Annotated in this window: 21 protein-coding genes and 1 pseudogene; 4 read left to right on the top strand and 18 right to left on the bottom strand. The window is 35.3% G+C overall.

The window, feature by feature from the left end; genetic code table 11:
• Positions 1-139: 139 nt before the first annotated feature.
• A complete protein-coding gene (locus tag D5R40_RS19900; protein WP_124145423.1) occupies positions 140-1,540 on the bottom strand; it encodes an HD domain-containing phosphohydrolase in 1,401 nt (466 codons plus the stop codon).
• A 176-nt stretch (positions 1,541-1,716) separates the two neighbouring features.
• Here D5R40_RS19900 and D5R40_RS19905 point away from each other — a divergent pair, with 176 nt between their 5' ends.
• Positions 1,717-3,051 (top strand): TMEM143 family protein, encoded by a 1,335-nt coding sequence (locus D5R40_RS19905; RefSeq protein WP_124145424.1) that lies wholly within the window; start codon positions 1,717-1,719, stop codon positions 3,049-3,051.
• Positions 3,052-3,247: 196 nt separating this feature from the next.
• Positions 3,248-4,123 (top strand): Uma2 family endonuclease, encoded by an 876-nt coding sequence (locus D5R40_RS19910; protein WP_124155095.1) that lies wholly within the window; start codon positions 3,248-3,250, stop codon positions 4,121-4,123.
• Between the two features lie 543 nt (positions 4,124-4,666).
• Here the strand turns inward: D5R40_RS19910 and D5R40_RS19915 are convergent.
• The 7 genes from D5R40_RS19915 to D5R40_RS19945 all read right to left on the bottom strand — a co-directional run bounded on the left by D5R40_RS19915 (position 4,667) and on the right by D5R40_RS19945 (position 12,745).
• Positions 4,667-5,002, bottom strand: a complete 336-nt coding sequence (locus tag D5R40_RS19915; RefSeq protein WP_124145426.1) for a XisI protein — start codon at positions 5,000-5,002, stop codon at positions 4,667-4,669.
• A 193-nt stretch (positions 5,003-5,195) separates the two neighbouring features.
• Complete coding sequence (locus D5R40_RS19920) at positions 5,196-6,182, bottom strand: hypothetical protein (protein WP_124145427.1); 987 nt, start codon at positions 6,180-6,182, stop codon at positions 5,196-5,198.
• A gap of 1,037 nt (positions 6,183-7,219) precedes the next feature.
• Positions 7,220-8,002, bottom strand: a complete 783-nt coding sequence (locus D5R40_RS19925; protein ID WP_124145428.1) for a glycoside hydrolase family 19 protein — start codon at positions 8,000-8,002, stop codon at positions 7,220-7,222.
• A 259-nt stretch (positions 8,003-8,261) separates the two neighbouring features.
• Positions 8,262-8,867 (bottom strand): C39 family peptidase, encoded by a 606-nt coding sequence (locus tag D5R40_RS19930; RefSeq protein WP_124145429.1) that lies wholly within the window; start codon positions 8,865-8,867, stop codon positions 8,262-8,264.
• A 943-nt stretch (positions 8,868-9,810) separates the two neighbouring features.
• Positions 9,811-10,416, bottom strand: coding sequence for an RNA polymerase sigma factor (locus D5R40_RS19935; protein ID WP_124155096.1), 606 nt, complete (start codon positions 10,414-10,416; stop codon positions 9,811-9,813).
• Positions 10,417-11,509: 1,093 nt separating this feature from the next.
• Positions 11,510-12,100, bottom strand: a complete 591-nt coding sequence (locus D5R40_RS19940; RefSeq protein ID WP_161565024.1) for a hypothetical protein — start codon at positions 12,098-12,100, stop codon at positions 11,510-11,512.
• A gap of 234 nt (positions 12,101-12,334) precedes the next feature.
• Positions 12,335-12,745: a hypothetical protein gene (locus D5R40_RS19945; RefSeq protein WP_124145434.1), complete on the bottom strand. Its 411-nt coding sequence runs from the start codon at positions 12,743-12,745 to the stop codon at positions 12,335-12,337.
• 141 nt (positions 12,746-12,886) lie between these two features.
• Between D5R40_RS19945 and D5R40_RS19950 the strand changes: the two genes are divergently transcribed.
• A complete protein-coding gene (locus D5R40_RS19950; protein ID WP_124145435.1) occupies positions 12,887-13,405 on the top strand; it encodes a matrixin family metalloprotease in 519 nt (172 codons plus the stop codon).
• Positions 13,406-13,517: 112 nt separating this feature from the next.
• Here the strand turns inward: D5R40_RS19950 and mnmH are convergent, their stop codons facing one another.
• The 10 genes and pseudogenes from mnmH to D5R40_RS41305 form a co-directional block, all read right to left on the bottom strand.
• On the bottom strand, positions 13,518-14,534 hold the full coding sequence (gene mnmH, locus D5R40_RS19955; protein WP_124145436.1) for a tRNA 2-selenouridine(34) synthase MnmH: 1,017 nt from the start codon (positions 14,532-14,534) through the stop codon (positions 13,518-13,520).
• A 456-nt stretch (positions 14,535-14,990) separates the two neighbouring features.
• Complete coding sequence (locus tag D5R40_RS19960) at positions 14,991-15,314, bottom strand: Mo-dependent nitrogenase C-terminal domain-containing protein (protein WP_124155098.1); 324 nt, start codon at positions 15,312-15,314, stop codon at positions 14,991-14,993.
• Positions 15,315-15,710: 396 nt separating this feature from the next.
• Complete coding sequence (locus D5R40_RS19965; RefSeq protein ID WP_124155099.1) at positions 15,711-16,226, bottom strand: methyltransferase family protein; 516 nt, start codon at positions 16,224-16,226, stop codon at positions 15,711-15,713.
• Positions 16,227-16,257: 31 nt separating this feature from the next.
• The gene (locus D5R40_RS19970; RefSeq protein ID WP_124145439.1) at positions 16,258-16,677 is read right to left on the bottom strand and encodes a peptide chain release factor 1; all 420 of its coding nucleotides are present in this window, start codon (positions 16,675-16,677) and stop codon (positions 16,258-16,260) included.
• A 134-nt stretch (positions 16,678-16,811) separates the two neighbouring features.
• On the bottom strand, positions 16,812-17,375 hold the full coding sequence (gene ureG / locus D5R40_RS19975) for an urease accessory protein UreG (RefSeq protein WP_375339395.1): 564 nt from the start codon (positions 17,373-17,375) through the stop codon (positions 16,812-16,814).
• A gap of 371 nt (positions 17,376-17,746) precedes the next feature.
• On the bottom strand, positions 17,747-18,562 hold the full coding sequence (locus D5R40_RS19985; protein ID WP_124155100.1) for an urease accessory protein UreF: 816 nt from the start codon (positions 18,560-18,562) through the stop codon (positions 17,747-17,749).
• 48 nt (positions 18,563-18,610) lie between these two features.
• Positions 18,611-19,048 carry an urease accessory protein UreE gene (gene ureE / locus D5R40_RS19990; RefSeq protein ID WP_124145442.1) on the bottom strand — a complete coding sequence of 146 codons (438 nt, stop codon included), beginning with the start codon at positions 19,046-19,048 and terminating at the stop codon, positions 18,611-18,613.
• A gap of 14 nt (positions 19,049-19,062) precedes the next feature.
• Complete coding sequence (locus D5R40_RS19995; protein ID WP_124145443.1) at positions 19,063-19,617, bottom strand: DUF4168 domain-containing protein; 555 nt, start codon at positions 19,615-19,617, stop codon at positions 19,063-19,065.
• A 367-nt stretch (positions 19,618-19,984) separates the two neighbouring features.
• Positions 19,985-20,323, bottom strand: coding sequence for a PAS domain-containing protein (locus D5R40_RS41300; protein ID WP_338043198.1), 339 nt, complete (start codon positions 20,321-20,323; stop codon positions 19,985-19,987).
• Between the two features lie 18 nt (positions 20,324-20,341).
• A pseudogene (locus D5R40_RS41305) lies at positions 20,342-20,584 on the bottom strand (response regulator); the annotation flags it as partial.
• 597 nt (positions 20,585-21,181) lie between these two features.
• On the opposite strand from D5R40_RS41305, the gene D5R40_RS20005 reads away from it, so the two are divergent.
• Positions 21,182-23,005, top strand: a 1,824-nt coding sequence (locus tag D5R40_RS20005; RefSeq protein WP_134239622.1) for a dipeptide ABC transporter ATP-binding protein, incomplete at its 3' end; no start/stop codon positions are given.

Consider the following 23,005-nt stretch of genomic DNA (forward strand, 5'->3'; position numbering starts at 1 on the left):
GTACCATTGGTGGCCGAAAATTCAGGTTTAATTACTCCGATGCTACCGGATTTGAGATCACTCCCCTACTCCCCCACTCAAGAAATAGAAAAGCTCCTACATCCAAAGTAAAGAAAAGATCGAGGTATTTTTAAAGATATTAATTGACTGATGTCTTTGATGTAACTGCTTCCTCTAACCAAACGTTGGGAAGTTGACTTGGTCTTTGAGGTAATTGCATCAGACCCATTTCTGTTAAACGAACCACGTTGCTGAGAGATTCTACAAGAATAGGGTCAAAATATCTACCACTGTGATTGATACATTTTTCTAAAGCTTCTCCGAAACTAAGAGCTATTCTTTTACCTCGTGCTTGTATTAGCTCTTGGAAGTAAGAAATTAACCCCAGAATTCGAGATTCTACGGGTATTTCGTCTTCTCTGAGACCGTCTGGTTTACCACTACCATCCCAATGTTCTAAATGATGAGTCACAATTTTAGTTATAGGTGCTAACTCTGGCATCGCTGTTAATAATTGACCACCAAGTACGCTCCTTTCCTGCCAAAAAGCTAAAGTTGCATCATCTAATTCATCTGGTGTTTGAGTAAATACTTCGTTTGGTGCTGATGCTAACCCCACTCGAAACAATAATCCTGCTAACCGCAAACGTCGTAACTGCAAAGTAGGTAAATCTAACATTTGACCAAGAGTTTCAGATAAAGCTGCAACTTGCAAAGAGGCAATAGGGTTACTCGGATCGCGTTCATCTGCTTTCTGCGCCATTCGTAAAAATGCCTGCAATTTATTAGCGTTTAGGTTGCGACTAACTCGTAACGCTTGACCTTCCAATTCCCATAGTTCCCTAGTTTGACGATTCATTGTAATCATCTGCTGTTGGGAAGTTTCCAGATAAGAAACTATTCGAGATACCACATTAGTCATATCTGTAGGTGGTGCATCTTTGATAGTTAGAATTTCTTGATGTTGTTTTTGAATGCTGTCTGCTAAGGCAGGATCGTAGGGGCGACATCTTTCTATGAGAATTTCTGCGGCTTTAACTACTAAACTCCGGTCGAAACTCCATAAACCGTAAAATTTTCTTTCTACATCTACAGTGGGTTTACCATTGAGTACATATTCATCTTCTGATAGTTCATGGCAAAGTACCATCGCTCTGTAACCTGGAGCTAAGATAATTAGATTCCATTCATTAACTAAACTATCCGTCGTTTCTAAATTAACTAAAGAGACATTTTCTAGCTGACTTGTAGGATGTTTGGGTAACCCACTATCTGGTACTGCGCTAATAATAATGTGACGGCTAGATTGTGCTATTTCTTGATAACGATATGCTTCTTGTAAATACCATTTACCTCTTTGAAATGTGACTAAAACTAATGGTTTTTCTTCATAATTTTTAGGGTTAGTTTGTAATATGTGGTCTTCTAAAGCATGGCATAAAGCTACCAATGTATTTTTGAAATAAACTCCGTAACTAGAGGGAAGTTTTCCTTCCGGACTGGCTTCTTTAAGTTGATTTAAAGTTGCTTCTGGATTCATTTTATTAAATGATGATGATTTTATATATTTGTATTTTATTTTTTAGCTACCTTTATTATTAAAGCGATAGCTTCTTTTATTTATACATACTATGATGATTTTGTCAAGTATTATCGCGTCTTTATGGGGCGAAAAAAGTGGTAAAATATATCCTCATATAATCGAGGTATATAACCATGGCAGTTTATCAAGACAGGGAAGCATTTATTCCTTATTCTAGAAAAGATATCATAGAACTTTGTATTCAAGATGGTAAATTACCAGAAGGATCTTTACAAAAGTTTAGAGATTTTTGTTCTATTCTCCTGGCTTATTATCATTTTAAATTACATAAAACACTGGAGATATTAAAGGAAAATTATGCTCCATTTAATCCAGATGCTAATACTAAATATATTGCTTCTCTCTCTGAATCAGAACTAGCAATGATGAAAACTAAAGTTGTTCAGAGTTTTGAGAAAATTCTAGATCAAGGAAATTTTTTTCCTATATCTCACGCTAGTTTAGAACGTGCTTTTCAGGAAACTTCCCTAATTGAACTGAAAACAGATATCAATTTTGATGACTTTGAAGAGATGATATGTTACTGTCGAGGAGATATATATAAGACAATAAAAGTTAAGAAATTTTTCCGAAAAATTGAAAAGAAAATTGATATTTTTGAAAGGGTTGCTTTATTAATTAAGTGCCAAAATACAGAAGAGACTGATGGTTCAGAATATTCTCAGGAAGAATCTCATCTGAGTTCTAAAAAAATCTATATTTCTCTCTATAAAAATATTCCTAAAAATGATATAGAATTTCTATTTCCTAATGTAAAAGTTAGTATGACTTTGAAAGACCGTCTAATGTTAGTAGTACCTGCTATTGGTGCAGCAGTACCTATTGCCCTGAAAATTTTACCGCAACTTTTACTAATTATCGGTGTAATTGTTTTTCTAGCTTTCGGTCCGTCTTATGTAGAAAAATTGAACTTGAGAGCTAATCCGGAGGATGTGAGGAATATGACTGGAATTTTATTAGCTTCATTATCTCTATTAGTAACTTTAGGAGGATTTTGTTTCAAGCAGTATACTCAATACAAAACTAAACAGATTAAGTTTCAAAAACAGGTAACAGACACTTTATTTTTCAATAATATTGCTAATAATGCAGGTGTATTTCAAACTTTAATTGATGATGCAGAGGAAGAAGAATGTAAGGAAATTATTTTAGTTTACTATCACTTATTGACAAGCAATACATATCTAACTCCAGAACAATTGGATAACAAGATTGAGGCCTGGATGGAGGAAAATTTTGATACAAAAATTGATTTTGATATTAATGGACCTTTAAATAATCTCACAAAAATTCAGGGCAAAATTGTCAGGGATGGTGAAGATGAGAATGAGATTTCAAATATACCATTATTAACTTATGATGAAAATTTTTGTTGTCGAGTATTACCCTTAGATGATGCGAAACAATTAATAGATTATATCTGGGATAATGCGTTTAGTTATGCTTAAGAGAACAAAAAATTGAGGAGTCGGGAATTGGTAATTGGAGAAAAATAGTGAATAAAAATTATAGATAGCATTACTCAGTGGCTTTGTTGTATCTTTCCTAAAGAGTCTCGCATTTCCCACAAATTGATTTGATATACTGCTGAATACCACTGAAATTTAATATATGAAATAATTACCAAATCAATCTGGAGGAACTATGTCAGAAAAATTGACTCTTCTGCCCCATGAATACCCAGACACTACTAATATGATTCTGGAGGATGATACTCCTTTGGATAGCTTTATTAATGAAAAACAACAACGTCTACTTACAACTGTATTTTACAGCGGTGCTGAAATACCTATAAATGCTCCTTTTATCGTTGCTGCTAATGTGGGTTTATTTTCTTATGTCGGAGATTCAGGAATTGTACCTGATGTGTTTTTAAGTTTGAATATTCCTGGTGGCGAACAATGGTGGAAACGTAATGTTCGTTCTTATTTATTCTGGGAATTTGGCAAGTCCCCAGATGTAGTAATTGAAATTGTTTCTCCCACTCCAGGCAATAAATTAGGAAGTAAATTGACAAAGTATGCACAATTACGAATTCCTTATTATGTTCTCTACGATCCATTGCAAAAACTAAGTAAAACTTTTCTGCAAGTATTTCAACTTCATGGTAGTTCTTATATTCCGAAAAATGATCCTTGGTTTGCTGATGTAAATTTAGGATTAATCCTTTGGAATGGTGTATTTGAAAATCTGAATGGTACTTGGTTGCGTTGGTGTGATGAGTTGGGGAATGTGATTAAAACAGGAGATGAAATAGCAGCAGAAAAAAATCTTGAGATATCTCAAAAGGATACTCAGATATCCCAAAAAGATGCTGAAATATCTCAAAAAGATGTTCAAATTAAACAGGCGTTATTATTGGCAATTGAAATGGGATTGAAACTCAAGTTTGGTGATGAATATGTGGGGATATTATCCGAAATTTCAGCAATTAATGATGTGAAATTATTAGAGAGAATTGTTACTCAAATTCCTCAAATTTCCTCAACAGATGAGTTGCGAAGACTGTATTCTGAATAGCTCAAAAATACGAACCAGGAATGCTTAGTATGGGAGCAATATGCTCCCACTCCCATGTCTGACAACAAAAATAATTACAAGGGATTACTTCTGACTTCTAACTTCTGACTTCTGACTTCCTATGGCGGTCGCGCAAGCGGAACGGAGTTCTATCGCTTCTCAAATTCACCAGATTTCCTCAATGGATGAGTTGCGAAAACTATATTCTGAATAGCTCAAAAATCGGGTGCATATTCCGCACCCTAACTCTTTAATTATATTTAACTAGCTGTAGTGGACTGTTTCATCTAAAATAGTGCAATAGTAGAGGCAGGTTCCGCATTAAATTTAGGAGTTTAACCACTAGATGAAATGAAGACCCCCAATAACATAATTCACTATTTTAGATGTGTTTCTAGGGTCTCTAAGAATACGCTTTCTTGCTTCTGCTTCAAATGATTGATAATAAGATAAAGGGAAAGTGATTATTTTACTATTAATTAGTCTTAAAGCTGTTTCTAATTGCAATTAGAAAATAACATTACCTCCTAGTTTAGTCAATAATTAATTCACTGCAAATTCTGTAAAAGGTCGCACATCAGGGGGATGAAAACCCAAGACAATTTGACTTTTAGGAATACCTGCTCTCAGTAGATCGGATGCTATTCCATCCTCTAAACCATCCCGATGTATCCAGATTTTATCTCCAATAATCTCTATATGAACTAAACACCCATGAACTTGTACATCATCTTCCCATCCTTGAGTAATTAATAAAAAATTATTCCTATCCTCACTTATAATTAAACGGCATTGTAAATCCCCATAAGCATAGGGAATTTCCGTATATTCTTTGAGTTTCTGTTGAATAATAGTGCGATATTGAACTAAGGTATCCATTTTTAGAAGCGAGATTGATTTTCAAGTTAAGGCAGAAAGCAAAAGGACTAGACAGATTTGGAAAAACTAGCTTTTATAACCAGATTTCGTTCCTTATTCGTAAGTCCTGAAAATAATATTACAAATTGTTCCCGATATAGCATTACTATACACGAAATAGAATCAACATTTTTGTCCATCTATCTATCACTGCCTATTTCTCTGAATCAAAATTTTTTTCTGTCGTATTAATAATATCTTTTGCTAATCGCTCGCTAAATCCCACCACAAAAGACAAAGAAAATAGAGACATCCATCTTTGATCTTGCCTCTTTTCGTTATTAATTTCACCAAAGGAAATCGGAATAATTCCGCCCTGTAAAATAGCAAAAATTAAAATGCCAAATGTACCTCCGATCAGAGGCTTATAAAAACCAACTAAGATAGGAATTATTGAGTCTTCATATTGGTGATCGTCTTCAGATTGTTCATAATTACTAAGCCGAGATAAGATACTAACTATGCTACCTAGAGCGCCAGTAGTAAAACACAAATTTCCTAGCCAAACTGTCATTTGAAAATCTTTTATATACATATCTGGTGTTTCATGGCTTCTACTATCAGCATTGAATGAAAGAATTCCTTTTGACTGTAGAGCTTTTTCTAAGTTGTCGCTTCCTGATGATAAGCCCAGTGGAAGTACTATGTATAATGGAAGTCCTAAAATTAACCCTAGTAAAATTTTCAGAATAATCTTAGAAGTAACTCTTCGATAAAAATTAATAGGTAAAGCTAGCCAAAAGTTTTTAATTCTTCTGATTCTAAATTCTCCATCAATTCGCAGTTTTTCAATCAGCCGTTTTTCGGGGTTATGCTGAAAATATTGAATGGCAATACTAAGATTAAATACTAAATTAGCCACTTCTGATTTTTGGTGAATATTTTTAATTAATTTTCCAGATAGATATAGAGTTTTGATATCTGAGAGTAATATCAAAACTTTGGAAACTTCTTCTTGATTTTCTGCGCTTAATTCCTGGATAAAATTAGAGTCAGTAATTACCTCATTGATTTGGGCGAACAAATCATAAACTTTGGTATCTATTTCATCAATAACCGGAAGATTATGTTGTTCCTCGAAAACTGGCTTGTTTTCCAAGGAATTTAAATCATAATTATCAAAATTATCTTTAGGTTGCATATTTATAGCGATTTTCACAAAGGTAGACTACAAAACTTCATTTTTATGAATGTAGAGTGAGTGAATGTAGAATTCAGAATTATTAAATTAGGAAATTGTAGCAGTTTTCCAGAAATGTTAACTACAAAACTTCTGCCTTCAAGCCAAAATCTTTGTACTCTATATTAATTAAAACTCCTATTATACCAAGCGTGAAAAAAGAATGTTACGAATAATAAGTGGGATAAAAAGATTTGCTAGGAAATGTCCCTTTGACAAAAAAGAGAATTTACGACCTAAAAACTGGTATTGAAGCAATTCATTATGACTCCTGACTCGGTCCTTCCCCTCCTGGGAGGGGGAGGGGCGAGGGGTGGGTTGACTCCTAAGAAATAGCCTAACTATTTGTAGCAAACATTTATCAAACTGGTATTATAGAGAAATAATAATTAATCCCATGGGGGTAGTTTGGGTTGAAGAATTTAGCTTGCTTCCCGCAAAGGTAACCCAACAAAACATGAATGTTGGGTTTATCCTTCAGATAAGTTTTGCTAATGGATAAGTTGCCTTAAGACTAACACTTAACAAAGGCGAACATTTTGAGGTTTACCTCCACTAAATTAACTTTTCTAAGAAAGATAGGACTTACGCAGTACAACGTATTTTCGTCATTGCCACCCACAGAGAAGCAATCTCAAATCCCTAGTTTTTCTTGCCTCATGCTTCAACAATTGACAATTAATAATTAACAATTACCCCCTTCTTAAAAAGAAGGGGATTGACTAAAAGGAAAAATTTTTCTTCTCTTGGTCGATTGGATATGGCGTTTAGCTAACGCACAACGCGCGTTAACGCTGCGCGACATGTTTGCGTTTGCGCAGCATCCCGTAGGGAAGCATTCCGTAGGAAAAAGCGGAGCGGCTTTGCCATCCTATCCTACAGAAAGCTCCGAAGATCGACCGCTTTTTTCTCCTTAAAAGGAGAGACTTTAAACCTTAATTGTTCAATTATTAATTATTTGGTAAGTCCTGAAAGACTCAAAATGGGCTGTTCCTTTCTTAATCAATACCAAAAACTTTTTTAGCTTTTTCCCAAAATTGCAGGCGATCGCTATAACCATTCAGACCACCATTAATCAGACGGGTGACTTTTTCAAAATCTCCTTGATCTGCATACTCGTTAATATCCCGACTTTGCCAATACCAAGCTGCCACCGCCGCATTTGTATAAGGGTCTTGAACAGCCATTTCCGGGTTCTCTTCTAAAGGCAAATCTAATGCTTGAGCACATTCACGATAATTAGCTCTGCCAGTAAGTTGAATCAGACCCCTTCCTTTATATCGTCTGCCATCTCCTGGTTGAGTATTACCTAAATCCTCTCGTCCCTCATAATCTGCACCACTAGCTAATTCTTCTTTATAATAAAAAGAACCGCTTTCATGGGCAATTTGAGCAATAAATGCACAAACTCTTGCTGTTGTTGCTAAATCAAAATCATGTATAACTTGATTGAGAGGAGCGACATATCTATGAATATCATCATCAGAAGCATCGGGCATAATTGCTTTCAGATTTTCAGCAGTCAATAAATCTGAGTTATTAGATTCTATAATTTCTGCCTGATTTTCCCAGGATAGCTCCCAATGATCGGAGAAAATATACCAGGTTCCAGCATTATGATTGAGTTCAACTTGGTAATGTCCCTGTTCTGCTAGAGAATATTTGATAACTTCATAAGTTTTTCCTTGAGCAACAGATGTTTTTTGACTCTCAGGAAGTTGAGAAGCTTGAGCTACTGCTTTTTTGAGAACAGTTTGACTAATTGCTTTGATAGTTTCCATTTTTTATAGTCTTGATATTTTTGTGAATGCAACAGGCAACGAGCAAAAGAGGGTAGAAACAGAAGAGAGACAGGAGGTAAAGGAGCAAGGGAGTGGAAAGTTGGCAAAGCAATTCTATTAGAAAGCAATCTTAGGACATTAGAGGTTACTTCCTTCCACTCCGGTCGCAATGATCTAGTCAGATTTAATTAGGCATAAATATTAATGTTTTGCCACCATTGCCTGTTCCCTGCTATCGGCAGAGACAGCATAGCAAAATCTACAAATTCTGAGGTAGTCCTGTTGGTTTTCCTTTAACAGAAACAGTGACTCTACCCCATCCTGCTTGTTCACCCATATCGACCCAAATTTTTCTTAAAAGATCGAAACTGTAAGGATCGTAAGCTGCTTTTACCCCTACCTGGTAAGTATTGCCCGCTCCGTCTCTAATACCATAAGGATCGTGTATGAAAATTTTCTGTTTGTCTAGGTCAAATCCTGTAGCTACCACCATGTGTCCGCTACCTTTATATGCCATACCCATAACTACTGGATATCCTGCTTGCAAGCACTCGATTAATTCATCAATTGAAAGTGTATAGGAAAAATAGGTATCTACTTCAAAATATTGTAAAGCACGAGTATTTGCTTGATGATCGGTAGTATCCCCATATTTATCTAGTATCTTCCCATACATACTTTCAAATTCACTATAACCCTCTGATTTTGCTTTTTCAACAAGATCGGGTCTGAGAAAGGCTAAAAACATTGAACAAGAAGTTAGGTTACATTGTCTGTAACCAGGTCCGTGATAGGCCGTATCGTTATCCAACTGAGAGAAATAGGGAACTTCGAGTTTTTTGAATTTTTCTTTTGTCTGTGTCATTTGAGAAATAGTATTGTATACAAAAAAGTACAAAAAACAGATGGAACAAGAAGTTTAGAGAGGCAGAATACTTTTTGAGTTCCAGTCCGGTTGAACAGTTGTCATTGCGACATTTGTAGAACATTCTATAGAAAATCAATCTCCAGCTTTGAGAGATTGCTTTCCGTTCCGGAATGCTCCGCAAACCTTGAACTCCATTTCAGTCGCAATGACTTTTACACTAAGTAATTATCTGGACTTGATATGATTTGATTAATGCTTGAGTTTTGGGCTGTTTTAGCTCAACTACAGCATAATATTGTCCTCACTAAATAGAAAGCTTGTAATTGCTTTCATTAATTAGACGTTTAAGGAAGCAAATTTCTGAATTATTTTTTTCTTAAAATTCAAAGAAACTTTACTTATAGCGCTGTGCGCAGGGAACAGGCAACAGGGAACAGGGAACAGGGGGAATAAATTGCCGATAATATAAGACTTCTAGCTCTTTTGCCCCTACTACAATTTGTAAATATACCAGCGCTCATTGCTATAGATGTTGTCTGCTTAGGAAAAGCAACTTCTGATGTCAGATCAAATCTGCCTGCAATGGAAGTGTTATCAGAAACCGGGTTTGTGGAAAGTATATGTTAGTATAGTGGGGCATTATATCAAATCCGGTTAAACAACCATAGAATGGTTAAGTTAGGAGGAGTCAACCCACCCCCGCCCCTCCCCCTCCCCTCCTGGGAGGGGGAGTCAGGAGTCAGGAGAAGAAAGAATTACAAAGATGAGCGTAGTTATGACGATTGAAGATTTTTTTTATGTCCAATTAAACGGATTTGATATTAAATACAAACCCGGTTTCTCTGCTTTTTTATACCGATACTACCGGATTTGATGTCACTGTCTCACCAAGAACATTTCCCTATCAACCACCCTGTTACAGCCAGTAGAAATATTTTTTTCATCTTACTGGCCCCCCGATAAAATATTCCCTCAACTCCTTTCGTAATATGTTCCGTGCCTGAGAAATTCGCTTGCAGACATTATCGTAGGAAATATTTTGTTTTTGGGCAATGTCTTGATGAGGAAGTTGCTGATAAAAATGCAGGATAAACGTTTCACGCATTCTCGTCGGCAAATTATCAATAGCACGACGAATCACAATCCTTTTCTCTTCTGCTTCTATAAAATAATTTGGCCTTTCTTCAACTAAAACCACTTCTTGCTCCTCAGCAGATGCGTAATCTTCGATATTTTCAACTCTATTCGCACCCCGAATGTGTTCTCGATGAATATCCACACAGAGGTTATAAGTCAGTTTTGTCAGCCATGCCTTAGAATTATAAATTTTTGCTGCATTCTTTTGCTTCTTCTCCCAAGCTTTGAGCATTGCCCGACTGAGGGCGTCCTCAGCATTAGTTCGGTTTCCGCCCATCCACTTGACACAGCAATAATAAAGATAATCTTCATGCTTTAGCCATTGCTGCCAAAACTCTTGCTCTGTTTTTTCAGTACAATTTAGACCCAATGTAGTAGCTGAAACTACTTTGAGAGAATTTGATACCATAATAGTCAACCCTTAAAGAAATCTATTAGTTAGTTGGAGCAGAACTATAATTTCAAGGGAATGGGTAGCATTCTTGGGAATTGTATGTTATAATTTAACACCATGAAACTTACACAATACGATCTATTTCTGTCCAAAGCTACCGATGGGGTTTGTAGACCAGTCCGGAATAAGTAATCTGAAATCCAAGTTTTTCCTACCTCATGTGTAAGTCATAAAGAGTATCTAATCATCTCTGAAAAGCTGATTTATTCCTAGATAAGTAGTCATGCAAATTTAAGACCGAAAACAATAAACGCTGTAATAGTCTATATTCAAAGAATAGAGCGATTTATTATTACCTTAAAATATGTGTAATTGATTTTGCCTATGTACTTATGTAGGAAAATCTAATTTCTTATAACTTAGTCACCACAAGGTATTTCCATCATTGTGACCGATAGGGAAAATAATCTCAAATCCAAGTTTTTCCTGCTTTATGTGTAAGTCCTGTTTCCTTAATTTATTCCCAGTAGGAATCGTAATCTTAGTTTAGATTTTTGTTCTGTTACTACCAATCACCTTGAAAAAATATCGCGATCGCTGATTGAAGAAGGAGACAGGAGACAGGAGACAGGAGACAGGAGGAAAATTACATGGGGATTCTCACCCCAAGTAATTTTGAACACCCTGTAGACGGTGGGGTATTAAACCCACAAAGAAAATGATAACTTTATTTCTATTTTACTATATCCTGAGTAATATGCCAAAAAACATTTTTAACGATCTTTATAGTCAGATTGATTGGGCAAATTACGATCGCCTACTTTGATCGCTAATCCGATCAATATTCGTAATCTGAATAAGCTTTGTTGAATCAAGGCAAGAGTCAAACTCTTTACTGGAGGAATTAACTAGAATTCCACTTTCTAGCTTTCCAGCTTACCATTCTGTATCATGGAATTGAGCACCGTACACTCTATGAATAAATCAAATCTGCTACTTGATTTTCACGAGATATGCGATGCCCACTGATTTTGATTGTATTCACCTAAGTAATTGAGTACCTTTTAAGATTCCCCTTACTCAAGCAGCATCAACAAGGCTAGAATATTTAAACATTAACTCTAGACCATCGACACTTTCTGCCAAAAGCATTGATAATTCTGTACTCGTTTAAGGTAGTATATTTTTCCTTTTCTCCATCGGGAAGAAACCTATAGCCTTTAACTTCAAATTTAGGAAGGTAAAGGTCATTATCTAAGAAATCAAGCATTTTATTCAATTCACCAGGTTGCCATAAATCTTTGGCTTGCTGACCAACAATTTTACTCATTGGTTGGTTACTATTAGCAACAATGGCGGCTTGGTTCATCCAAATAACCTCGTTAGTATTCATATCAGTGATAAACTGTGGGTTAACCTCGCCGTAAATTTCAATTAGACTTTTACCTAGTTCTTTAATCATTATTTTTTTCCCTATAATTCTGATACCTCGTTTTGCTCCATTCCAGATGAGGCGAACCTCACCCCACTTAGTAGCTAATAAAATAAACCAATCTTCATGTTGATTGTAGATAGCAATTACGTCTTCTTTCCTATAATAAAAAGGGGCAATAAAGACGATACCCTGTTTAAAGACGGCTTCAGTCCATCCATTCAGGAATTGAGGCTGATTACCTTTGATATTTTTACTCATCTGCATTTTTTTCTGGGATTGTGTCTGCACCCGGCGTTGCACAATTAGGAATGATGAAATCTGAAAGTAAATATTTTTGGATAATTCTTTCCTCAATATATGTACAGTTGAAAATTTATTATCATTCTTTAATGTGCAATTTCATGCACCCTGTTTAAATACAGCTTTAATCCATCCATTGATAGCGATTTCTTGCCATAAAGATGGTTATAGTAGATGTTTGATTATTTTCAGAGATGTCTATTCAGGAATTGAGGCTGATTTTCGATCTTCTTCCTCATCTGCATTTTGTTCTAGGATTTGATCTCCATAGACTAGATCGGGTAGTAATTCCTGATCGTAATCAAGGTACTCGCATATAAGGCTGATGTCTACATTGTTTAAAGCTTGGCCTGAAATTGATTTGATTATCGCCTTTCTGACAAGATTGTCCAAAGGAGGATCGGAATTATCAATTTTGGCTTCAAGAGTTTTTATCCGAGCTTGTTGTTCTGCTAAAGCCTTTTTATAGTCAAAACTTAATTCATGCAGAACATCATATTCTCTACTCCTAGCTAATCCGCTCTCTATGTAAAACAGGGCCAGACTAACTAAAGTTCGCTCTTCTTGTAAAGCTCTTTCCTCTAGCTGTCTATAGGTTCCTGCGGACATAGTGACAGATATTTTTTCAGACCTTTGTAATAACTAACTGCACTTTCTTAATTGTTAGCTGATAGGTTGGGTCTTACTTTAGTAACCCAACCTTAATGATATGACAACTGAGCGATCGCAATCAGCTCAATCAATAATATCATGTTTGCTTTATTAGCGATCAAAAATATATTCCACCCTCTCTTCACTTTACCTTCTTTTGTAATTATGTACGATATTCTAACTGGACTTGCTTTAAGTCCAAATGCAACTTATGGCTATGACAATAGTATTACACCACAACTTCAAGCCTTATTTAACAATACTTTCAACTACATAGAAAACAGAACCTATTTAGACTTTCAACAAGTAGATTACAATACAGCAGAAATAAAAATTAGTATAGATTCAAATACTCCTTATCTTGGCTATGCTTACTTCCCTGGAGATCGTCCAATCAACAGCGATATTTTCTTATCTGATGAATTGCTATATGTTGAAAATCAATATTTACAACAGTATGTGATATCTCACGAAGTAGTACACGCTATCGGTTTAAACCATACTGTCAGGCAAGATTCTGTTGTGTCGGAAGTCATTGACTTAAATTCACTAAACTTATTCCCTACAGCCTTTGATTTGTGGGCAATAGAAACCAATTATTTAATATCACAATTTTAGGAGTATCGGATTTGATATTAGACAACTAATCTACCGATAGGTGCGTTGCAACGCACCCTACAGAATAACTTAGCTGTTTCCTTTTCCCTACAATAATATCCGGCGATCGCCACTATATCTCTTGACTTTTCTCCCGCACCAAAACGGCAGCATCAACCGCCGACAAACCAGAAATATCTACTTTATGAATACTAACTCCTCTTTTTTCTAAATCATAAGTATAAGTTTTGTCATAATAGTGGAGAATTAAATCTGAAGCTGCTGCCAAGTTTCCCTCCCTCAGAAAATTAATCGCTTCTTGCGTCCGTAGACCCCCCAGTCGTCTTCTAATGCGTTCGGTCGCAGCAATCAAATCATTAATATCTGCTTCTCCATAAATTTCGACCAAAAATGCTACTCTTTCCTGACGACTACGACTTATTGAGATAACTTTCGCCCTTTCCATTTGCTCAAAAATTTCCTGGGGAATACAACACATTCCAATACGCTTACTCTCCGCTTCAACCCATAAAACTTGACTCCGGTCGAACTTTGCCCATTCCATCACGATCGCATTCCAAAATTGCTCATTAGTAGGTTGAGGCAACTGCCCCAAAGCACCGAAACTACTACCCCGATGGTTAGCTAGAGCTTCTAAATCTAATACTTGTTCTCCTATATTTTCCAGAGCAGTCAATATCTCAGTTTTACCACTGCCAGTCATTCCCCCCAGAATAATCATTTTTTGTGGAATCGAAAATAGAGAAAGTGCCCAACGTCGAAACCCTTTGTAACCGCCAATCAGTAGAGCAACATTAAATCCTGCGGTTTCCAGTAACCAACCAACTGCAGCGCTACGCATTCCACCTCGCCAACAGTGAATTCTAACTTGACGGTCTGGAGCTAATACCTTCGCACGGGCAACAAAATTAGCTAATTTCGGACCGACGATCGCTAACCCTAATTCGACTGCTTCATCTTTACCTTTTTGTTTGTAGCAAGTTCCCACCAAGGCACGTTCATCATTATTAAATAGAGGGAAATTAACAGATCCAGGAATATGACCTTGAGCATATTCGCCGGGACTACGAACATCGAGAATGACTCCTGGTGTTTGGAAAAATGCGTCAGGTTTTAGGGATTTTGCCATTATTTAAAGACGGAAGACAGAAGTAGGAAGGAAGAAAGTCTTGAATATTATATTTTATCATGTTTATGTGTAGGGTATTTGCTGAAGTCCTAGATTTTTTATCCCGATATTTTTTCTTCTGCCTTCTGCCTTCTGCCTTTTGCCTTCTGCCTTTTGTTATAGCGATCGCATTCGGCAATAATAAAGAGCCTAGTTTCATAGAAAAACTAAGCTCTTGGTAGCATAACCTAAATATCATTGAGCTACTCTAAGACAAAATGTAGAAGCAAGTATTTAAAATTAAGAAATATATTTCAGCAATAATATCAAATCCGGTAGCATCGGTATAAAATCTTTTGAAGTAGGAGTCAGGTAGGGGAACCGTCGGATTGGCGACGTACAGGAGTCAGGAGTCAGGAGGGAAAAAATTTATGAAGATTTGGTAATGGTGAAGATAAAGAATGTTTTTATACCGAATTAAACGGATTTGATATAACCCGTAATATCCTCTCCACAAACATCCGCTAGAAAAGTTAAAGCGCGAAATCGTAAGCCGATAAATTGGTCATACAAAGGATTCAGTTTACACATTGCAGGAATATGAAACAGTAGATGTCCGAATAGTTTCACATCTCTCTCAAAAGGACATTGATCTGGGATCAATTGACACAGCAAATGTGCTATTTTTTGATTATTTATTTCTACACGATCGAGATATTCGCGAATTGGTTGCAGTAGTTTATCTAGGTAGTTATGGTTTGTTTGAGCAGCTTGCTGTGAAATACTTGTAATAGAACTCATAATTAGATCATCCTATATATCAACTCTATCAATATATTTTCAGTCTAACTTTGATCTCACTTTCTTGTATAGCCAATTTGGCCTGATTTTGCAAACTTTCACAATTACTTTAATTTTTATCCTAGTATTGTGAAGATTAGATGAAATCTGTTGATATTTGTTTAAAATAACTAGCTTTTATCGCCAAAATTTGTTATTCCAAAAATCAAATCATTGAAGCTAAAAAAATTACTGTTATTCGCACTTTAGCAGAATATTCAGTAGAATTACGTTAAAAAATAGTTATGGAAATAATAAATATTGATAAATTGTTATCTAATATACTGTTTTTATAATCTCAATTGCTTCTGAATAAATATATTGACCTCGAGACAAATATCGTGAATTAATATCTAATTAATAAATCCTTGGAATTAATTTTTTTACCCGTTGTTGATAATCTGAATATTCTGGATATTTTTCACTTAACCAGGTTTCTTCTTGCCTTGCTTTCAAGTCAAGAAACAAAAAAATCACAATAACAGCTACAAAATGAGACAAACTAAGTTGAAAAATGCTCCAACCGAGAGTCAAGAAAATTAAACCGCTATACAAAGGATGTCTAACAATGCCATAAACTCCTGTTTGCACTAGCTCACCATCTACTCTTGGATATGGCAAAGGTGTCAGATTTTTGCCTAAATCTAATAATCCTTTCGCAATCAAAACTAATGCAGCGATCATAAAAAGTGCTGCTACGATCCAACAAGAGTATATTAATTTTGGCAATTCTAAACTAATTCCTGGTAGGTGATATGTAGGCAAAAAAATAAATCCTACCAGCAATAAACCTTGAATTAATACCAAATATTCACCGCGTTTGCCACTGCGCCACCCATCTCTGGTAAAACCCCAATTTGTAAGTATTTTCATCGATTATATTTCCTATATTTCCAGAAATTTTTTAACGTCGCCAATAAGGTCGCCCTTTCCAGAAAACTCCTATAGCTAGACTTATTAATGAAGTTCTAGATGCACTAACTAATACAGCAGGGAGAGGAAATAAAGACTTGAATAATAATCCGATAAATAAACATAAAACTAGCGCCCAAAGACTAGAATTATTCAGTAACCACTGCTTTTGCCAGAATTCTAATAAATAAACTGCTAACGCTCCCATTCCTACTGCTGCTCCTACAGGTATTAATACGCCAAAAATTGGAGAGGAAAATAGCATACTCAATGGTTTCAGGATAACAACAAAATAAGTGAAGCTTAAGATTAATAATACTTCTGTTGCTACAACTGCCAAAATAGCAATGAAACTTACTAAAAATAGTTCTTGCCAAGGTAAACTTTTCAAACGTTGCCAAATATTATTCATGTTTTAAGTTGATAGAATTAGGAAAATTGAGTTAATCTACAATTAGATATCTGTGGATAAAGTTTAAAACTGCTTCTAAACCAACTTTTGTTTTGAGGTTCGTAAAGACAAAAGGGCGATCGCCTCGCATATTTTTAGTATCTTTTTCCATAATATTCAGGTCTGCTAAAGACAAAAGGGCGATCGCCTCGCATATTTTTAGTATCTTTTTCCATAATATTCAGGTCTGCTCCTACATGGGGAGCAAGGTCAATTTTATTAATCACAAGTAGATCGGATTTAGTAATACCTGGACCTCCTTTTCTTGGAATTTTATCACCGGCAGCTACATCAATTACATAGATTGTTAAATCAACTAGCTCGGGGCTAAAAGTTGCTGCTAAGTTATCACCACCGCTTTCGACAAATACTAAGTCTAGATCGGTAAATTTATTTTCTAATTGCTCAATAGCAATGAGATTAATAGAAGCATCTTCCCTGATAGCTGTATGAGGACAACCACCTGTTTCTACTCCTATTATACGAGAACTATCTAATGCTTGGCTTCGCACCAAAAATTGGGCATCTTCTTGGGTATAAATATCATTGGTGACAACTGCAATATTATATTCTTGTCGCATTGACTTACATAAGGCATCAACTAAAGCTGTTTTACCTGAGCCTACTGGGCCAGCTATTCCAATCCGAAAAACATTCATAAATTACTAATTGTTAATGGGTATAGCAGAAGGAACAAGAAAGAAGGAAGAAGGAAGAAGGAAAAGCCTTACTTTGTCTGAGTTTTAAACTTTTGAACTTTCCACGCCCTTTCTTTCGACGGCTATAATTATAATAGGTAAACTTATCAAACAATAGTTTACCGAAAAATCGTGGTCTAAAGCCTTCCCTTTTAAGAGTATAAAAAAAGAGAATATTTCAGATTTCAAGCCTCCTTATTGCAGAGGTACTGATAACTGATAACTGATAACTGAAATAACCTAACTTCTAAATAATCTAGTATATTGAACTTCGTGAGCCATACTTGCTAGAGATAATCCCCAACTACAACTGTTTAACTCACGAAGTTCACTTAGCGCAAACTAAAAAACTCTTCCCTGAGTTTTTTAGTTTGCGCTAAGTGAACTTCGTGAGCCATACTTGCTAGAGATAATCCCCAACTACAACTGTTTAACTCATCATCTTTTAATTTGAGGATTTCTTTGGCACTCAAAACGATTTGATTTTGCAATTCCCATAATAACTTTTGTCCTACTGTTTGACCTAGAGGAATTAATTTGACACCAGCATTAACTAGATTAGTTGCCCAACTATGTAGATAACCTAAAATTGCAGTTTCAATCTCAATTTGCCAGCTAGCAGAAATTAGACCATAAGCGATCGCAAAGTTACAAAAATCTGTTTCTGTTTCGAGTTTTTTTTGGACAAAACTCGAAGCAGAAATTAGACCATAAGCGATCGCAAAGTTACAAAAATCTGTTTCTGTTTCGAGTTTTTTTTGGACAAAACTCATTAATTCTGTTGATAAATCTGGCTGAATATTCGTAAATAAACGAATCAAAGTTCGACCCATTTGTAAACTTTGCAGACGCAATTCTTCTGTCTCTTTAACTGCCGTTGCCCAATTATTCCAATTATTTAAAAGCTGTAAATTTCCTGAATTAGTTTCCAAATAAGCTCTAACTATTAATCCTGCTTCTAATCGAATACTTCCAAATTTGAGACAATCTATCAACCAATTTTTGAGACTATCATAATCGGAAATTTTTCCTGTAGTTACTAATACTTCAATACCTTCTGAATAACTATAAGCTCCTACTGGTAACGCCGGACTTGCTAACTGTAAAAGACATAAAAGTTGGTTTTCTCCCTGGTTTTGATAGTGCATGATTTCCGGTTTATAAAACAGACATATATATGGTTTGCTATCTCTTGCTTAATGACCATGACCATAAGCTCCTATTTCTGGTTGAAATGGAGAGATTTCTTCTATAATTTCCATACCTAATTGTTCCAGCATAGCTTTTAACACTGGGTCTGGAGATAACTTTAAATTGGTAGGAGTAATTTCTATTGGTATATGTCTATTACCTAAATGATAAGCTGCCCTGAGTAAATCTAAGGAAGTTTTCCCTGTTATTCTCAGGATGGGTTCTGGTTTAGCAATTATTCTGACTATAAACTCACCCGTCTCATTGGCCAGTAAGTCGCGATCGCGCAGCACTGTTCCTCTAGACAAACGCAGATGTAAAATTTCCCCATTCTCTGTATCAAAACGATAGCGACTCCTGGTCCGTTGTACTGCAGTCAGAGGTAAAGTCAAACAAACTACTGCATTTTGGTCAGCAGCTAAACGTTGGGTTAAAATTACCATTGTCAGTCATGGGTTTATTGACTACTTGTTCGCTCTTGTTGAAGACGGAGCAACTCAGTTTGAATTCTTTCTCGTAAGGTTTGATTAATCTTTTGAGCCATTGTAATCTGATTAAACAGAGTAACGGTCATATCATTACTATCAATAATTTTTTTAGCTTGATTGCAGTAATTCACGGCAATTACTTGAATATTTCGTGGTAGATCGTTAACAGTGTTTTTCTGATTGCAAATAATTGGAGGAATAGATCCTCCTGGACTTTGTTTTTGAAATTCATTTTGAATTTCTTGATAAACTCCTATTCTTAAGTTTTCAATTTGTAAAACTGTAGTACTATATTTAGTTATTTCTTCATCTGTAAAGTTTGCTTCTTGTTCTTCTTCTGTATCTGTAAAAGATTCCTGAGCGTAGACAGCTCTATCAAATACAGGAATTAATGAGTTAGATAACCTAGTAGGTATTACACCCATCATTAAGCCTAATATAGATAGAGTTACTGCTGATAAAGACTGGGACATTAGTCTATGGGGATATAGTGGAACAGTACGAAATAAAGCTTTAATCTTCATAATCTGTGATAACGAATAAAATTTAAACTATCTAAATACTTACGAATTATTTTAGTCCGAGAAAGTTCCTAATTACTTAAGAGTTTCTAATGAAAGTGGAAAAATTAAAGTTATTTATAATACAGCACATCATCTGTGTTTGATCCAAGAATTTGTAATTTTTAGGAACTAGATATTTTATTCAATAGGTATATTTTAAATATAAAGCTCTGGGATATGTAATAGCTGTAGGCCAATTGGGAATTCTACTTATAGAACCCATTTGAGATATCTTTAAAAAGAGGGATTGCACATTAATGATAATAGATTTTAAACTGTACATATATTGAGGAAAGAATTATCCAAAAATATCTACTTTCGGATTTTATCATTCCTGATTGTGCAACGCCCATTTTCTTTGTTCTTGCACAGCTGTGGAGACTTCTGTCAGAGCAGTTTGATTTGGGTGATTTTTGTGTAAAAATCTAGGGTTTTTGCCCATTACTTCTGCTTTTGAATAACCAGTTATTGTTTCAAAGCCTTGATTCACATAAACTATAGGATTATCTGTTTGAGTAGAGTCAGTAATCATTATCCCATTTTGACAAGCATCAATTGCTCTGTGTAATAATTGTAATTGCTCCTCATTTTGTTGATGTTCTGAAAGCTCTTGTTTGAGTTTAGTGTTTTCTTCTTTCAATTTTTGTTTTTGTTTAGTCATCATCATTTGATTTTCTACACGAGCCAATAATTCTTCTATTTGTAGTGGTTTAGTAATATAATCTACTCCTCCCACAGAAAATTCTTTTACTTTATCTACAGAACCGTTGATAGAGCTAACAAAAATGATAGAAATATCTTTCGTTTTAGGGTTTGCTTTTAACTGTTGACAAACTTGATAACCATCTACTTGTGGCATCATAATATCTAATAAAATTAAATCTGGCACTTGTGATTGGATAGTTATTAATGCCATTTCTCCATTGGTGGCTTCCCTTACTTAATACCCTTTTTCAGAGAGTATTTTAGCTAAAATTCGGAGATTATTAGGTTGGTCGTCCACTACTAAGATATCACCCAAAAATTCTTTAAATTGATTGTTATCCATAATTTTAAGTATATACACTGAAATTAGTAATTTACTCTAACTAAATCCATTGAAATATTTCAGTAAAATTATCTAAAATAAAGATAATTTTTTCACAATTATTATTATTTAGTAGGTAATTATTATCTACTAAGTCATAGTTAGTAACTATTTTACCTTAATAATTTTCTAGATCCAATACTTAATTAATTGAGTCTCGATTTGGGCAAATTAAAAACTATAGCAATCCTATTTTATTCCTGTCAAAAATCTTACTGCTTTTTAGGGAACACTTAACTGGGAACAGGGAACAGGTAAGAGTTTCAGTTTTTTTATTTACTTTTTGATTACCCGCAATCTATTTAGGATTGCTATAGAGAATATTTTAACTCTTAAATAAAATTGACAAAATCATAGTATTGTTATATAATTTAAATAAATTTTAAATATAAATATAAATTAACCTAATTATTAATACTTAGTTTCTAATGAGTAATAATGAGTAATATTGTACTAGATGTTCGCGACCTTAAAGTTCAATTTACAACAGAAGAAAAACTACTAAAAGCTGTTGATGGTATATCTTTTGCAGTCAAACGAGGGCAAACTCTAGGAATTGTAGGGGAATCAGGTTCCGGAAAATCTGTTACATCTCTGGCAATTATGGGTTTATTACTAACTAAATCTTGTCAAATTAACGGTGAAATTTGGTTCAATAATTCTGCTGAAAATGAACAAAATTCTCAACCAATAAATTTATTACAGTTACCAGCAGAGCAAAAACAAGAATACAGGGGTGGCGAAATAGCCATGATTTTCCAAGAACCTATGAGTTCTCTTAACCCTGTTTATACCATTGGATTTCAGTTAACAGAAGCTATTAGATTTCATCAAAATGTTTCACCAGCAGAAGCACGACGTCAAGTAGCATCTCTACTTCAAGAAGTAAAACTTCTGCCTAATGATGAAGTGTTGCGACAAAAATCTATAGAAGAAATAGCAGAAGAAGGAAGAAGCGGTGCGACCCCGCGACGACGCCAGTCGCAAGGGAATGCGCACCAAGAGAGGAATAAGGAAGAAGGAAGAAGGAAGGAGGAAGAAGGAATAAGGAAGGAGGAAGAAGGAATAAGTAGTGGTACAAGCGAACGCGAAATTATGCTACAAGTCAACAAAAAAAAGCTGGCCATGCTAGACCGTTATCCTCACGAACTTTCTGGCGGTCAGTTGCAAAGAGTGATGATAGCAATGGCGATTTCTTGTAACCCCACTTTATTAATTGCAGATGAACCTACAACAGCTTTAGATGTTACAGTCCAGGCGAGAATTTTAGAATTACTCCGGGAGTTGGGACAACGCAGAGGAATGTCAGTTATATTTATCTCTCACGACTTAGGAGTAATGGCTGAAGTTGCGGACACTATAGCAGTAATGTATCAAGGTAAAATAGTTGAGTCTGGCGAGATCGGACAAATATTTACTCAACCACAGCATCCCTACACAAAAGGTTTATTAGCTTGTCGTCCTCCCCTCCATGGAAAAATTTTGCGCTTGCCTACTGTTTCTGATTTTATGGAAGAAGTAACAAACTCAAATGGCGAAATTGAAATTAGAGAAAAAAAGATAACAGTAACAGCAGAAAAACAAAATGTAGATTTGGCAAAACAAACAACTCCCCAAACAACAGAAAATTCAATTTTACAAGTTAATAATTTGCGAGTAGGATTCCCAGTTAAAGGAATGTTTGGTCAAACTAAACGTTTATATATGGCAGTTAATGATGTTTCTTTTAGTGTTGCTCCCGGTGAAACTTTGGGTTTAGTGGGAGAATCTGGTTGTGGTAAAAGTACCTTAGCTAGAGCAATACTACAATTGATTCCGATTACAAGCGGACAGGTGTTTTTTGAGGGTCAAGAAATAACAAACTCCCATACAGGTAGGTCAGGAATTAAGCAATTGATGCGGAGGTTACGACGGGATATGCAAATTATTTTTCAAGACCCCTTTAGTTCTCTGGATCCTCGTTTAACTGTTGGCGCTGCAGTAATGGAACCAATGTTAATTCATCGAGTAGGTAATAATTCCCAAATTAGGCGCGATCGCGCAGTATATTTATTAGAAAGGGTAGGATTAACTGCTGATTCATTAAATCGTTATCCCTATGCTTTTTCTGGTGGTCAACGTCAACGAATTTGTATTGCTCGTGCTTTAGCTTTGAATCCTAAATTGATTATTTGTGATGAGTCTGTTTCAGCTTTAGATGTATCGGTGCAAGCGCAAGTTTTGAATTTGTTTAAAGAATTGCAGAATGAGTTTGGTTTAACT

The organism is Okeania hirsuta, assembly GCF_003838195.1.
In the GTDB taxonomy this organism is placed as follows: Bacteria; Cyanobacteriota; Cyanobacteriia; order Cyanobacteriales; family Microcoleaceae; genus Okeania; species Okeania hirsuta.

What these genes read in the sequence shown, in the direction of transcription:
- D5R40_RS19900 (WP_124145423.1), bottom strand. Translation starts at nt 1,540, where the DNA reads ATGAATCCAGAAGCAACTTTAAATCAACTTAAAGAAGCCAGTCCGGAA.
- D5R40_RS19905 (WP_124145424.1), top strand. Translation starts at nt 1,717, where the DNA reads ATGGCAGTTTATCAAGACAGGGAAGCATTTATTCCTTATTCTAGAAAA.
- D5R40_RS19910 (WP_124155095.1), top strand. Translation starts at nt 3,248, where the DNA reads ATGTCAGAAAAATTGACTCTTCTGCCCCATGAATACCCAGACACTACT.
- D5R40_RS19915 (WP_124145426.1), bottom strand. Translation starts at nt 5,002, where the DNA reads ATGGATACCTTAGTTCAATATCGCACTATTATTCAACAGAAACTCAAA.
- D5R40_RS19920 (WP_124145427.1), bottom strand. Translation starts at nt 6,182, where the DNA reads ATGCAACCTAAAGATAATTTTGATAATTATGATTTAAATTCCTTGGAA.
- D5R40_RS19925 (WP_124145428.1), bottom strand. Translation starts at nt 8,002, where the DNA reads ATGGAAACTATCAAAGCAATTAGTCAAACTGTTCTCAAAAAAGCAGTA.
- D5R40_RS19930 (WP_124145429.1), bottom strand. Translation starts at nt 8,867, where the DNA reads ATGACACAGACAAAAGAAAAATTCAAAAAACTCGAAGTTCCCTATTTC.
- D5R40_RS19935 (WP_124155096.1), bottom strand. Translation starts at nt 10,416, where the DNA reads ATGGTATCAAATTCTCTCAAAGTAGTTTCAGCTACTACATTGGGTCTA.
- D5R40_RS19940 (WP_161565024.1), bottom strand. Translation starts at nt 12,100, where the DNA reads ATGCAGATGAGTAAAAATATCAAAGGTAATCAGCCTCAATTCCTGAAT.
- D5R40_RS19945 (WP_124145434.1), bottom strand. Translation starts at nt 12,745, where the DNA reads ATGTCCGCAGGAACCTATAGACAGCTAGAGGAAAGAGCTTTACAAGAA.
- D5R40_RS19950 (WP_124145435.1), top strand. Translation starts at nt 12,887, where the DNA reads ATGTTTGCTTTATTAGCGATCAAAAATATATTCCACCCTCTCTTCACT.
- mnmH (WP_124145436.1), bottom strand. Translation starts at nt 14,534, where the DNA reads ATGGCAAAATCCCTAAAACCTGACGCATTTTTCCAAACACCAGGAGTC.
- D5R40_RS19960 (WP_124155098.1), bottom strand. Translation starts at nt 15,314, where the DNA reads ATGAGTTCTATTACAAGTATTTCACAGCAAGCTGCTCAAACAAACCAT.
- D5R40_RS19965 (WP_124155099.1), bottom strand. Translation starts at nt 16,226, where the DNA reads ATGAAAATACTTACAAATTGGGGTTTTACCAGAGATGGGTGGCGCAGT.
- D5R40_RS19970 (WP_124145439.1), bottom strand. Translation starts at nt 16,677, where the DNA reads ATGAATAATATTTGGCAACGTTTGAAAAGTTTACCTTGGCAAGAACTA.
- ureG (WP_375339395.1), bottom strand. Translation starts at nt 17,375, where the DNA reads ATGAATGTTTTTCGGATTGGAATAGCTGGCCCAGTAGGCTCAGGTAAA.
- D5R40_RS19985 (WP_124155100.1), bottom strand. Translation starts at nt 18,562, where the DNA reads ATGCACTATCAAAACCAGGGAGAAAACCAACTTTTATGTCTTTTACAG.
- ureE (WP_124145442.1), bottom strand. Translation starts at nt 19,048, where the DNA reads ATGGTAATTTTAACCCAACGTTTAGCTGCTGACCAAAATGCAGTAGTT.
- D5R40_RS19995 (WP_124145443.1), bottom strand. Translation starts at nt 19,617, where the DNA reads ATGAAGATTAAAGCTTTATTTCGTACTGTTCCACTATATCCCCATAGA.
- D5R40_RS41300 (WP_338043198.1), bottom strand. Translation starts at nt 20,323, where the DNA reads ATGATGATGACTAAACAAAAACAAAAATTGAAAGAAGAAAACACTAAA.